7 protein-coding genes are annotated in these 14,852 nt (G+C 44.1%); all 7 read right to left on the bottom strand.

The genetic code is table 11. The features are described 5' to 3' along the window. Positions 1–68: 68 nt before the first annotated feature. Positions 69–7,217, bottom strand: a complete 7,149-nt coding sequence (gene sprA, locus FG28_RS10185; protein WP_036382485.1) for a cell surface protein SprA — start codon at positions 7,215–7,217, stop codon at positions 69–71. Between the two features lie 5 nt (positions 7,218–7,222). Continuing rightward, positions 7,223–7,804 (bottom strand): Holliday junction branch migration protein RuvA, encoded by a 582-nt coding sequence (gene ruvA / locus FG28_RS10180; protein ID WP_036382483.1) that lies wholly within the window; start codon positions 7,802–7,804, stop codon positions 7,223–7,225. A 33-nt stretch (positions 7,805–7,837) separates the two neighbouring features. Then, positions 7,838–10,138, bottom strand: a complete 2,301-nt coding sequence (locus FG28_RS10175) for an NADP-dependent malic enzyme (RefSeq protein ID WP_036386463.1) — start codon at positions 10,136–10,138, stop codon at positions 7,838–7,840. Positions 10,139–10,264: 126 nt separating this feature from the next. After that, complete coding sequence (locus tag FG28_RS20965; RefSeq protein WP_081894324.1) at positions 10,265–11,938, bottom strand: MFS transporter; 1,674 nt, start codon at positions 11,936–11,938, stop codon at positions 10,265–10,267. Positions 11,939–12,059: 121 nt separating this feature from the next. Next, a complete protein-coding gene (queG, locus tag FG28_RS10160; protein WP_036382482.1) occupies positions 12,060–12,980 on the bottom strand; it encodes a tRNA epoxyqueuosine(34) reductase QueG in 921 nt (306 codons plus the stop codon). 137 nt (positions 12,981–13,117) lie between these two features. Then, positions 13,118–13,708: a c-type cytochrome gene (locus tag FG28_RS10155; RefSeq protein ID WP_036382480.1), complete on the bottom strand. Its 591-nt coding sequence runs from the start codon at positions 13,706–13,708 to the stop codon at positions 13,118–13,120. 99 nt (positions 13,709–13,807) lie between these two features. Then, positions 13,808–14,830, bottom strand: coding sequence for a Holliday junction branch migration DNA helicase RuvB (gene ruvB, locus FG28_RS10150; protein WP_036382478.1), 1,023 nt, complete (start codon positions 14,828–14,830; stop codon positions 13,808–13,810). Positions 14,831–14,852: the final 22 nt, after the last annotated feature.

Below are 14,852 nucleotides of genomic sequence, written 5' to 3'. Positions count from 1 at the left end.
ACGGATTGCAGTTTGGTATTCAAACAAACTTTTCAATTATATCATGGAAAAATTAAAGCCCTTTTCCTCTAGTTCCCGAAGTTGTATCGTATCGTGAACCCTGTGTTGATCGTGGTTTGGGGAAATGCTGTTGAGACCGCAAATTTGGAGAAGGAATGATCGTAGAAGAAAAGCGCGTTCAGGCTTTTGCTCAAGGCATAATCCGCAGTGAACTTAACTGACATTAATTTTTGACCCGATGTAATCTGGTTGTTATCAATATCCAAATTTCGGATAATGGTGATGTTATCCCGTAGTGATAAATCGGCCTTTAAGTTTAGGTCTCCTTTTAAACGGGTCTTTTCGCCGCCAATATTGGTCACAAACTTCACATCCTTGAAGCGGTATCCCAATCCGAGTGTGTATTCCTTACCGTTGATTTCCGTGAGCAGATTGTTGTCAAAACTGAGGGATAGGGTTCTGTCGGTACGAACCTCGGCCAAGAAACTGAAAGAGTTGGCCATTTCAAAATCCACCCGCATCAATGGGTTGAACTGGTCCGTCAACACCACATTATTTATGATATTATCCGGTAACACATCTCCCGTTTCGGGGTCTGTAGTGGTATTCCGTTTTTCCAAATTCGTCTGGAATGAATTGATGCTATACGCCGCTCGATACCCATGACTCAATGAAAAACGCTTGAATTTTTTTCGGAACCATTTGTTTTTCATCAATCCCGTGTATTTAATGTTCCAATTGGGAATGGGGATTTGCCGAAAAGCATCCAAGTTCACCCGATTTACATCTTGACCCGTATACGCAGCAAAGAAGGCTGGCAGTAAGACCTCTTGCTGGGTCTTTCCATAGCGTTCCGGAAAGCCATCTTCATCCAAAGTGCCCGGATTTTCACCCCTATCGGAAACCAACCTGTTGGCAACGGTAATCCTGTTCTGCTTAAAGGTTTCGAAAGTTTCAGAATCAAACTCATCACTTTTTTTGAATACGGTTCCGATCATTAACGTAGAAATACTGAAATTACCAAAGGTATTCCCCAACAAGGTCTGGTATTCCAATTCGCCGCTGCCTATATCTTCTACTCTAAAGTTTTCTTGATAGCTGCTGGTCAATTGGCGATCTGCCGTTAAGTCGATGGTAATGTCTTGTGTAGGCTGCGCCGTAGCCGTAATGTTCAATTGTTTGGTGGAATTCTGCATGTATTGTGAATTGAACTCAGAAAAAGTGGTCAACCATCCCTTTCGGGCGGCTTCGTATCGCACATCGGCCTGACTTCCAAAAACAAAGCCCAAAGATGGACGGGTTGTCCCAATAAATCCAATGGATTGGGTATATCCCGGGAGCACTTTACCACGATTTTCGCTATAATTTACGTTCACCCGTTTTACCATGGTCAAAATATCCACCAAGGTATTAAAGCCTTTACTGGTTTTTTTGGGTGCGTTTCCATCTGTATCCTCGGCGGGGTTGCCTGCCTTATCCCTTCGGATTGCAGCTTGGGTTGTCGTAACCTTACCATCCCGCTTCTTCAACCCCAAAAAGTCATAGAAGCGCTGCATGCTCAAGTTGGCTGTTAGATTGTGGGTGCTGGCATTTTGCACGGTATTTATTTGTTCGCCAGGGTTCTCTGCTTGCACCACTTCATTTAATGCATCCCCACCACGCTGCCAGTCAAAATTGCTGGTATAGGTATATTGGGCATTGATGAAATCCAGGAACGGAAACTTGCTAAACGGCAGTTCGTAGTTCAACTGCATTTGTTGGGCATGTCTGTTGGGCTCGCCAATGTCAAAGAACCCATCCCATAGATCCAATGTTTCGTCAATACCCGAATCTGGGTCATCATCCATATTGAAATAATTACGGACGATGTTGTTGTTGGAGGCCGTCAAATTCAACCGCAAGGACTTACTCAGGCTATAATTCAAGGTGTATTGCCAATTGAACAGGTAGTTACGTTGTTGCAGCAACGGCAATTCCAAAGCTTCCACTCCAGGTTCCAATACATCCCTAAAACGCTGTTGGTTAAAAGAACGGATATAGTTTGCATTTAGGGACAAGCTGGTGGGCAGCACATTAAAGTTCAAATCCTTCAGCCATTTCCAATACTTGCTCATGAAAAGGGAATCTTTCTTGGCAAAAGGCGCTACCGGAGCCGGCTTAAAATTGTGATTGTACACAAATCCTGTGTTCACATTTTGATCGCGAAGGTCGGCTATCTCAAAATCCCTGTGATTGGTCTCGTTATAGGAATAGTTGAAGGTAAAGTTTTCAACATCAAAGAAGTTGGCTTCAGCTTCCTCACCTCTATTTTTTCGTACTCCGATCAGGTTGATACTGGTACGTTTGGTGTAATCCTCAGCTTGTTCCCTTATATCATCTTTAGTTGGCGTGCCATCCGTAGAAGTTTCTGGAGCCACAGCAATACGGTCTTCCAATTTAAGGTCGTCGTAAACTGGATCAAATTCGGGTGTGATCAAAGTTTCGGAAATTCCGTAATTGAACGGCAACTGAAGGTTCCATTTTTTGGGAAACAACTGTCCCACATTCACATTGGTGACCACATCATAGGAAATGGCATCTTCCCTAGATCGTTCATTGGGCATCTGGTCTATGGACCCAAACCCGGAAGTACTTTTGCTTCCTGTGGCCGATACGTTGGCAAAGTCGGCCATGTTGGCATCCAATGCTGCAATCGCGGCCCACCCCCCATTATTGTCCAATCCGGCCAAACGGAGTTCGTTGAACCACACTTCTCCCCTAGCTGGTAAATCATCAATGTTTTTTACCCCTACCATCATCCCACGGATACTTCCCAAGGATGGGTTACCCCGTATTCCAATTCGGATTCTTCCCAAAGTCCTCGGTGCAAATTCATCCACGGGAATCACCTCGCCATCCACTACTTCATAATAGTTGATTTGGTTCAGGGTCTGCTCCGCTATTCCTCGCGATTTTACCTTGTTCAGGTCGTCCAAAGCGATATCGATTTGGTTGACATCCGGCCAAATCTGGTCTGCTGAGGTCACATTGAAGGGCGTAAATTGAAGCGGTAGTTCTATTTGATAGAAATTTTCCGAAAAATCAGTTCCTATCCGAAGAAACCCGACCAAGGGCGTGTCATCATCGGAATAATCACCGCTCATAATTTTTTCAGCATGCATGAACATTTTTATCCGCTCGTACTGCCGCACATCAATATTCACATTTTTGAAGACCCCACGGGAATCCTCAGATTCCAAATTCTCAACCACAAAGGACAAGGACTGCTCATTTTGACGGATAATGGTATTGTTGTTGTTCAACTGCTCCCGAACCACTCCCGGAGGCAATACATACGGAATCGGCTGTCGTCCAAAATTTTCCTCAATGTTAACGGTGTTCACGTCCGTAACGGTACCGTCATCCGAAGGATCATTGTCCACCTCGGGCTGCAGTGATCTGGCATAGGTACGCCAATCGCCACGAACCAAATCCAAAGTGGCAAAACGTAAGACCACATCATCCGAGAATCCGGTCAGGTACATCCGCATAAAACTAATGGACCTAAAATCGGTTATCCCACCCACGGCATCGGTAAAATCACTCAACGGAATTTTATACTGAATCCACCTTCGGCTGAGTTGGGTCCCGTTGGGCAATGTTGGTGTAAGCCCTTCGCGAATATCCGTCACATACTCATCATCAATGGTGGTATTGGGCTTAATTTGAATGCGATACTCATAATAGCTGTTCACCGTGTTCATGGTCAAATCCCGATCAATATCCTCAACGTCCGGCAAGGTGGTAGAACCTCGATTGGTATTGGTAACGGCTACGGGTGAGTTTCCATCCGTATTGTTAAAATCTGAATAGCGCTGTAAAATGCCGCCATCCCTATTCAAATAATATTGATAGTTATCCAAGGCAGGGTCTTCCGCCGGACCGTTATAAATAGATTGTTCCGCTGCGTCATCCAAACCATCCAAGCCTACATCTTGCAAGGTTCTATTGGCCTCATCAGCATCAAAGGCATAGACCAAAGATTGGGTGGAAGGCACCTGTCCCCAAATGGTTTGTCTTGGCACTTCAGTATTGGTACTTGCGGGCAATCCGTTTTCGTACTGCTTACGGCCATCCCGTAGAATATCTTCAGAAATGTTCCCCAGATTCAACACCAACTCCCCTGCATTGGCATTGGTGGTCTGGCCATCCACATAAGGATCAAGTACCCAAAATTGCACAAATTCCACATTGGACTGTTCAAAATTGGTACTGCTGAGCGGACGCATAATTCCAGCCCATTTGGCATCTGGAGTTTCCGAATCAAAACTGGGATTGGCATTATAAGGTCCCTTTTGGTTGGGATAATACACAATATCCAAGGTGCTCTGTACCTGGGTCTGCCCTTGTGCAATATCTGTCTCTGTAAAGACCTCATCAATGAACACCCTACGAGTGGTGTTCAATGAAATATCGTTATCTGACAAACCTGAGGGTCTTTGATTGGTATAAAAAATAGGGTCGATGGTATACCAGGCCATTTTTGCCCGTTCGTAGCCCACATCAATATCGGTTCTGTCCTGTAAGAATTCCACTGGTGGACTTGCCAAGGTCCAACCCAATGACGAACGAATATCTATCAACGCTTGTGCCCCTTCAAAATCATCCAAATACGTGGTGGTTTCTCCCTGAAAATCTGCATTTTTCGGAGAGTTGGGCTTCAAAAACGCCACTTCACCCCTTAGGGATAAGTTGGATGGCACATCGGTATCAATGTTGGGCAACTTATTGGCCAACCGGGTCAAGAATGGAATCTCGGTACTAAAGTTTCCATTTAGACCAAAAATGGTATTGTTCACTGGCTCTATCCCGTAGTTGGATTTTTGCGTAAGGGGTCGCTCGTTCAAATTGAGAAGGGTTCCTCCCAAGACAAAATTCTCATTGAATTTATGTTCCACATTGACTCCTGTAAACCTTCGGGTCTGTTGTCCAAAAACAGCATTGTTTTCCACCGAAATATTGATGGGCGTATTGGAGGCTTGTAAACTGGGATCCAAAATTTGAACGGTTCCGGCCTGATAATTAACGGTATAATCAATTCCTTCCTGAAGTTGGCGCCCCCCAGCCGTTACCCTAACCGAACCTCTTGGCACGTTAAAAGCACCGATGGGAATACCATTATTCCCTTGGGATTTGTATCGACCTTTAATTTGGAAACGGTTCTTTTCAGCATCCTGCAAAGAAGCGGCCTTGGTTTTGGCATACATGTTCCGAAACACATAACGCTGTTGGTTTACATTATAGCCCTGATCATTTTCCACATCATAGGTTCCGCCACCCAATTGCTCAAACAAGTATTTACCAAAAGGCTCCACCTTGGTGAAAATAATCCGCCCCGATTGGGGGTCTACGGTAATGCCGGGCACATAATCAAAGAAGCCATCCCCGCCGGGCTGCACATCATTGTAAACATTAAGTCGGTCTAAGTTGAACACATTAATCAAAATCCTATCCTCCAAACCAGAAGGCCATCCTGCATTGGGGTCTACAGGAGTGATATAGTTTCTTGGTGTGGGGTCAGAATAGAGAATGTTCAGCTTAAAATCCTCCTCGCTTAATTGAAATGCTCCAGTGGAGTAAATATTTTTCATCATCAAGTCCCAAATAGGATCCTCCACATTGGTGATGTTACTCTTCAACAATTTTAGAATAAGGGTATTGTTCTCAATGATGGGATTTACACCTCCGGAAACCGTAGTGGCATCCACACCGCCGTTGGCAAATTCCCCAACTTGATAGACTTCTCCGTTGTAGGTATACTGGAAAGCAACCCCCAACACCTCATCATTGCTCAATCTTTGATTCAGGGAAATATATCCCAATTGCGAATCGAATTGGTAATCACGTCCCTGCTCCAACTTTCGTGCATTTTCCAAAATGGCATAATCAAAGCCTTGGTTTACGGAATACCCTGGAATATTGAAACCAGCTTCCACCGTAGCAATATCCCGGATGGATTGGGTCAGTGCTCCAGAACCAATCTGGTTGGGGTCATAATCATTGGCCGCATTCTGTGGAAGTTCTGTAGCCACTGCGGCAGGGTTAAAAAATCCTGCTGGATCGCCATTATTGATTCCTATTCGGGTTTTATCTGACAATGCTTCTCCCAAATCCTGAAGAGCTACCACGTTCCTTACGTTCAAGGTCTGCTGGTTACGGTTAGTGACCCATACCTCCAATCGGGTAATCTGTATCTGGCTTTGTATGAAGGGATAGTTTTGCAGGGCACGATCATAATTATCCCTAAAATAGTGCGCCAAGAAGAAGTGTTTGTCCTCGTCATAGTCCAATGCAGTAAGCGCAAACTCGTTTAAAGTTCCTCCACCTTGTGCCACAACGGTATTGTTTTGTGATCTTTGCTCAGAAAAAACGGCCGTAACTGTGGTTTTTCCAAATTGCAACTGGGTCTTTACCCCAAAAAGGCTTTGTGCCCCGGTGATCAGTGAACTGTTCAGGGGCATATTGACGTTACCGACCTCGATTTTTTGAAGAATATCGTCCTCGGTAGGGGTATATTCCAACTTGACCAGATTTTGGAAATCAAAGGTGGCTTCTGTATCATAGTTCGCCGTAACTTCGAGTCGCTCGCCTACTTTTCCCAACAAACTCAAACTGATTCGTTGGTCAAAATCGAAAGAAAGGTTTGTTCGGTTTCTGGGCGATAGCGCGGGATTGTCATTTTTTTGCCACAAAACACCCAAATCCATGGCTACAGAACCTTGGGGAATCACTTCAATGGTATTTCCACCAAAAATGGATTCAAAAAAGTTGCTGTTCACATAAAAGTTGGGCAGTAGATTTTTTCGAGCTTCTTCACTGCCCTCCTTTCGACCAGTAAAGGCATCTATTTTTTCCTTGAAATAAGATTTCATCCGTTCCTTCTCCACCAAATCATAGTATTGCTCCGGTGTAAGGATAAGTGGGTAGCTAACATTAAAATCCCCTATGCTCTCTGTGTAAATGTATTGGTTGGTATTGGGGTCGTAAGTGTATTTGGAAATGATGCTATCGGGGTTCTCCAATATCAAGCGTCCGAGCGCTACGCCGGTCTGTACAGAATCTTGCGTTTGCTCATTGGTGTCCTGACCCCTCATAGTGGTTACGGTCACGAAACAAGCAAACAAGAAAATGCACTTAAAACTTGATGGTTTAAGTATTGGTTTTGCCCCTCTTTTCAAACTTGTTACAAATTTTTCAGCGCCAGTTTTATAGTGTTCTCAACGCTAAGTGAAGGGTCTTGGGAAAGCACTTTGTCAACTACCTTTTCAGATTGTCTTCTGGTGAAACCAAGAACCTCTAAAGCAGATAACGCTTCTTCTTTACTTGTATTGTTTGATTGAGGGGAAACTTCTCCCATATCGTAGACTTTCAAAATCTTGTCCTTTAGGTCCAAGATTACACGCTGGGCCGTCTTGGCTCCTATTCCCTTGATGGCCTGAATGGAAGGTACATCACCATTGGCAATGGCATCCCTTACTTCGGTAGGTGAAAGTGAGGACAACATGGTTCTTGCGATGCTGGATCCCACTCCTGAAACTGAAATCAGCAACCTGAATATTTCCCGTTCTGATTTTTCAACAAAGCCGAACAGTGTGTGCGAATCTTCCTTGATCAGGAGATGGGTGTATAAGTGAATATTCTCTTCATCCCCCAACAAGGAAAATGTATGCAGTGAAATATGCAAAAAGTAACCCACCCCATTGCACTCCACAATGACATAGGTGGGGTTCTTTTCTACCAATTTTCCTCTTAAATGGTTGATCATTTCGTGAACTTCAGATTGCTTTTGATTTTGAAACTAGGATTCGGATTCCATCCGGGCTTTTCTTCTTTTTTCCCGTTCTTGGGCATCAATTACGGCCACTGCCGCCATATTCACCATTTCATCAACGCTGGCACCCAACTGAATAATGTGGGCCGCTCTGGGCAAACCTACCATAATTGGACCTATGGAATCCGCTTCATGCAATCCCTTGAGCAGTTTATAGGTTATGTTGGCCGATTCCAAATTAGGGAAAATCAAGGTATTTACTTTCTTCCCAGAAATTTTTGAGAACGGAAAATTGTTATTGCACAGTTCTTGACTCAAGGCAAAATCTGTCTGAATCTCTCCATCAACGACCAATTCCGGATTTTTCTCATGAAGAATCTTTACCGCTTCCCTAACCTTTTGGGCATGTGGGTGACCGGACGATCCAAAATTGGCATAGGACAACATGGCCATGACCGGACTAAAGCCAAAGGTCTTGGCTACATTGGCGGTCATTTGGGCTATTTCTGCCAGCTCTTCAGCATTTGGATCAATATTAATGGAGGTATCTGCCAAGAAAAGAGGTCCTCTTTCGGTAATCATAATGTTCACCGTGGATGCATTTTTCACGCCTTTGGCTCGGCCCAAAACTTCAAAAACAGGTTTTAAAACCCTTGGATAAGCTCTTGAATACCCGGAAATCATTCCATCGGCATCCCCTTCCTTGAGCATCATGGCCCCAAAATAGTTTCGCTTGCCCATACTAACTCGGGCACTATATTTGGTCTCTCCTTTTCGTTTTCTGGTTTCCCAAAACTTTAAGGCATATTTGGTCCGCATTTCGCTGGCCTCATCCGATCTTGGATCAATAATTGGCACCTCAGCATCAAAATCAAGGTCTTTCTTTAATTTCTCAATGGTTTCCTTATGACCTAGAAGTATAGGAATGGCGATACCTTCATCATGTACAATTTGGGCTGCTTTCAACACATCCAACAACTCAGCTTCTGCAAAAACAACTCGTTTTGGGTTTAACTTGGCCCGATTGTGCATCAACCGCACCACTTTATTATCGTTGCCCGATCTTTGGTAGAGTTCTTCCTCGTATTTATCCCAATCCTGAATGGGGAATTTGGCCACACCACTTTCCATAGCAGCCTTTGCCACTGCCGGTGGGATTTTTGTGATCAAACGTGGGTCAAATGGTTTTGGGATGATGTACTCCTTTCCAAAGGCCAAACGGGTAGTGTCATAGGCAATATTTACCTGCTCCGGCACGGATTCGCGTGTCAGGTCGGCCAAAGCACGAACCGCGGCCATTTTCATTTCTTCGTTGATCTTGGTCGCCCTAACATCCAAGGCTCCCCTAAAAATAAAGGGGAAACCAAGCACGTTGTTCACTTGGTTGGGATGGTCGGAACGCCCCGTGGCCATAATGACATCTTTTCGGGTTTTCAAGGCCAAATTGTAGTCGATTTCTGGGTTTGGGTTGGCCATGGCAAAGACTATCGGGTCATCGGCCATGGACTTGAGCATTTTTGGGGTCACAATATCGGCAATGGAAAGCCCGATGAACACATCAGCATCTTTCATGGCCTCTTCCAAGGTATCTATCTTCCTATCGGTGGCAAATTCTTTCTTCTCCTCACTCAAGCTTTCACGGTCACTCCGGATGACCCCCTTACTGTCCAGCATTACAATATTCTCTGCCTTCGCTCCAAAGGCCTTGTAGAGTTTTGTACAGGAAACTGCCGCAGCTCCGGCTCCACTGACCACTATTTTCACTTCATCAATCTTTTGATTGGTCAATTCCAAGGCATTCAGCAAAGCTGCCGCCGAAATAATGGCCGTTCCGTGCTGGTCGTCGTGCATTACGGGAATATCCAATTCCTCTTTAAGTCGACGTTCAATCTCAAAGGCTTCCGGAGCTTTGATATCTTCTAGGTTGATTCCTCCAAAAGTTGGGGCAATGGTCTTGACCGTTTCAATGAATTTGTCCACGTCTTCTGTGTCCAGCTCAATATCAATTCCATCGATATCCGCAAAAATCTTGAATAAAAGACTTTTCCCCTCCATAACTGGTTTTGAAGCTTCGGGTCCAATATTTCCCAGCCCCAAAACGGCGGTTCCATTTGAAATCACGGCCACGATGTTTCCCTTGGCGGTGTATTTGTAGACATCGTCCTTATTTTTTTCTATCTCCAAACAGGGCTCTGCCACCCCCGGCGAGTAGGCCAATGCCAAGTCTCTTTGCGTTGAATACGGTTTGGTCGGTACTATCTTTATCTTTCCCGGTTGCGGTTTTGCGTGATAAAGCAACGCTTCCCTTCTTTGTTTTTCCTTACTCATATAGTAGTTAATGAAAGGGTAAAGGTAGGGCATTCATTGGTTTTAAGGTAATACGATAGACACCAATTTTGATATAAAAGTTAAATGCAAAACAATAATGCCCACCCCTAATTGCCTTTCTACATTTTATGGTATTTCTGTATCCAGTTCAGAATCTCTTTTGTCTTTAGGGAGGTTAAGACGCATGGCCAATACGCCCGCTATGATAAAAAACACACCCCCAAACAAAATTGCATTGATGGCACTGTTGCCCATCCAATTCTTGATGATGGGACCAAAACTTACGGTTTGAATCAGCATGGGAATCACAATCATCATGTTTACAATACCCATATACACACCCCGCCGTTCTTCTGGAATTACTTTGGAAACCATGGCGTAGGGTATCCCCATCATGGCGGCCCAGCCAATTCCAAACAGCACCATGGGAGCCAATAGTAACCATTTGTCTGTAATAAAAGGCATGCTCAACATAGCCACACCTGTAAGGAACAAGCAGAGTACATACACCAATTTAGAACCAATCCGTGAAGCAATGGGCACCAAGGCCAAAGCCACCAACATGGTCACAAAATTGTACGTTCCGTTCATTAAACCTGCATGACCCAGTGCTTGTTCTGCCAAGGATTGAACCTGCTCTGCAAAGGACATATCTTCAGCACTGATCTGGGCTCCTTCCCTAAAGGAAGACATTATGGATTCAAAACGTTCATTATCTTCATTGGTGATACCAAATAAACTGCTACGCAACATGGGCGGCATAAATTGCCAGTAGACGAACAACGCGTACCATTGAAACAGATAGACTGCAGCCAATTTCCATAAAAACCCAGGCATAACCCCAATAGCTTCGGCAGCCTCAAGTAATGGATTTAAGGTCTCGCCCAATTTCTTGATGGTAGGGTTTTCTGTATTTTTCTTGATAATGCGGTACAGCATATACAACCATAAAAAAGCAAATACCAAAACAATGATCACCCATAGGTTAATATTATCCCATAGTGACGGATATACGCCACCCAATAAATAGCCCAAGGCAAGTGGTACAGAAAAAATAACAAAAAGCACACTCAATATCTGGATAATGGGTGCCGGTGTATTCTCATTCAGTTTTTTGATTTCTTCTAGCTCTTCAGGTATCGGTGGAATTTCTGGAGTTTTCCAAACAGACCACATCACGGTTCCAATGGAGGCCAAAGCACCCAAAAAGAAGGAGTAGTATACCCACGTTGGAATGGATGATACACTCTCAGCGGTAGTATCAAAAAGACCACTCCCTTCAACTGGGGTACTGAACCAATGTTGGAACATAAAGAGCGATAGGTTGGCCAAGGTAATCCCAGCTCCCACAAAAAGACTCTGCATTTGGTAACCAAAAGTCAACTGACTATCTGGAAGTTTGTCACCCACAAAGGCGCGGTAGGGTTCCATGGCCGTATTGTTACCTGCATCCAAAATCCATAAAAGCCCCACAGCAAACCACAATTCAGGGCTAAATGGGAAGGCGAACAAACATAAACTGGCCAAAATGGCCCCAATTAAAAAGAACGGTTTACGTCGTCCGCCCCATTTGGGAGACCACGTTTTATCGGATATGGCCCCAATAATGGGTTGAATCAGTAACCCGGTTACAGGACCAGCCAAATTCAAAAGGGGCAACTCGTCATGATGGGCTCCTAAAAAGGAAAAAATAGGACTAACAGCGGTTTGTTGTAGACCAAAACTGAATTGGATCCCGAAGAATCCAACGTTCATATTCCAGATTTGCCAAAAGCTCAACCTTGGTTTGGTAATCTTCATTATTGTGTGAGTTTAGTTAGTTTGCAATATGGGCATGGAATAAATACGAATTCCTCAATGAACCCGCCTTCAAGATAACATTTTTTCGCTATGCCTGTAAAACAATTCTTGGATGGCCGTCTTATTCTTTGATAAAATCAATATTGCGTTTTAGACCGGAGAGTTTAGTCCGTTTTACCGCTGAATCCTTAAATATTTTTTTGAATACATCCTCTGTGATTTCTTCCCAGTCCTTTTTGGTAAACGATAACAATTCTGGACTTGGATTGAACAGGGGTTCGTTATGGGGTTTTGAAAATCGGTTCCATGGGCATACATCTTGGCATACATCGCAACCGAACATCCATTCATCAAACTTTCCGTGGAATTCCGAAGGAATCTCATTCTTTAATTCAATGGTGAAATAGGAAATGCACTTGCTGCCATCCACCACATATGGCTCAACAATGGCTTCGGTAGGGCAGGCATCAATACAAGCAGTGCACGTACCACAGTGGTCCGTGACCGGGGTGTCATATTCCAGTTCCAAATCCACAATGAGTTCGGCTATAAAGTAAAAGGAGCCCACTTGTTGGGTCAAAAGGTTGCTGTGTTTTCCCATCCATCCGAGTCCACTTCGAGCGGCCCAAGCTTTGTCCAAAACCGGGGCTGAATCCACAAAAGCCCTTCCGTACACCTCCCCAATTTCTTCCTGGATAAACTGCAACAAACTTTTAAGCTTATCCTTTATCACAAAGTGATAATCCATCCCGTAGGCATATTTGGAAATCTTGTAGGAATCTGGATTTTGTTTTTCGGAAGGGTAGTAATTCAACAACAAGGAAATGACCGATTTTGAACCTTCCACCAACTTTGTGGGGTCCAAACGTTTGTCAAAATGGTTTTCCATGTACTGCATCTCCCCATGCCTATTCTGGTTGAGCCACTTTTCAAGTCGTGGTGCTTCTTCCTCAAGAAACTCTGCTTTAGAAACACCACAAGACAAAAAACCGAGGCGCTTGGCTTCGGTTTTTATCAGTCGGGTATTTGCTATCTTGGACACACGTCAAAAATACCTATTTTTTAAAATAGACGTGGGTCTTGACTGATGATGTTCTCTAAAAACTTAGTACATAAATACAAAACGGAGCAGTTGGCCCCGTTTGTTTTTTGATTGATTAATTATGTGAAAAACTACAACTATGAGGTTGGCGGCTGGTATCCCGGAACCACATTTTCAATAGGTTTGATTGACTTCAGATAGACAAAAATCGCCTCAATATCCTCATCCTTAAGGTTAGCATAGTTTGTAGGCATTGGTGGCATTATTGGTCGAGTATTATCCATTCCTTTAAACTTGGCCTCACGCAATACCTTGGTAAATTGCTCCAATGTCCAGTTGCCAATTCCTGTTCCATGTGGTGTTAAGTTTCCCGCGTAAGACGTTCCCCAAGGTCCCACGGCAGCTGTTAGATCTCCTTTAAAAAGAACCCACGGTCCAATAGGAACATTTTCAGGAACAGGGGGCATATCTTGGGAAGCATCATAGCCCATTAAATATTTTTCCATATCGAAGACCGGGCCTTTATCGGTCATTTTTTTTGGTGTATGGCAATCAGCGCAGCCCAAAACATCTACCATATATTTCCCATGCTCAACCAAATCCATGATAGGAATTTGATTTTCCACTATTTCCTCAAGGGACTTTTCCTTTTTCTGTTGACATGAAACAAGAAGGATAAATAGGCCCAATAAGCCTAAAATTTTAGCAAGTTTTCTTTGTTTTTTCATTGTTTTTGCGAATAAATCGCGGCAATGTTACAAACAAGAAAAACACGGAAATTCACAATTGTACAATTTGCTTTCCCAATTGTACAAAATGCTCAAATTTTAAAACAATTGATTTTGACCACCATCTTTTAACTTACCCAAATGCTTATAGGCCAATTCAGTCACCTCACGCCCTCTTGGGGTGCGCATGATAAACCCTTGTTGAATCAGGAAAGGCTCATAAACTTCCTCAATGGTCTCCGCACTTTCCGAAACCGCCGTGGCCAAGGTGGTGATCCCCACCGGGCCACCTTTGAACTTATCAATGATAGTCGTAAGAATTTTGTTGTCCATTTCATCCAGACCATGTGCATCCACATTCAAGGCTTTGAGGCTAAATTGGGAAATATCCAAATCGATGTTTCCATTCCCCTTGATCTGGGCAAAATCCCGTACCCTTCGCAACAATGCGTTACAGATTCGGGGGGTTCCCCTACTCCGTCCGGCAATTTCTATGGCAGCGTCCTGACTGATGGGCACTTTTAAAATTTCGGCACTTCGTTCCACGATGGTGGAAAGCAATTCGGTATTGTAGTATTCCAATCGACTTTGAATACCAAATCGTGCCCGCATGGGAGCGGTGAGCAATCCAGAGCGTGTGGTCGCGCCTATCAACGTAAATGGGCTTAGATTGATTTGCACGGTTCGGGCATTGGGGCCCGTCTCAATCATAATATCAATTTTGTAATCCTCCATGGCCGAGTAGAGATACTCTTCCACTATGGGACTCAGGCGATGGATTTCATCAATGAACAGCACATCCCGTTCCTCCAAATTGGTCAACAGTCCCGCCAAATCTCCTGGCTTATCCAACACCGGACCTGAGGTCACTTTTATACCTACCCCCAACTCATTGGCCAAAATATGGGCCAAGGTGGTCTTTCCCAATCCGGGAGGGCCGTGAAAGAGGGTATGGTCCAAGGCTTCTCCCCTTAAATTGGCTGCCTCCACAAACACTTTCAGGTTTTCCAATACCCGTGCTTGACCTGTAAAATCATCAAACGTAATGGGCCTGAGCGCTCTTTCAATGTCCAGCTCTTCTTGGGAAAAATTCTCGGCAGTTGGGTCTAAATGTTCATTCATCGCTTAACAAATATAGGTGAAA

It is taken from the genome of Muricauda sp. MAR_2010_75, assembly GCF_000745185.1.
GTDB lineage: Bacteria > Bacteroidota > Bacteroidia > Flavobacteriales > Flavobacteriaceae > Flagellimonas.
Note: the sequence above shows the minus strand (reverse complement) of the source record. Positions and strands in the feature narration are given on the sequence as shown.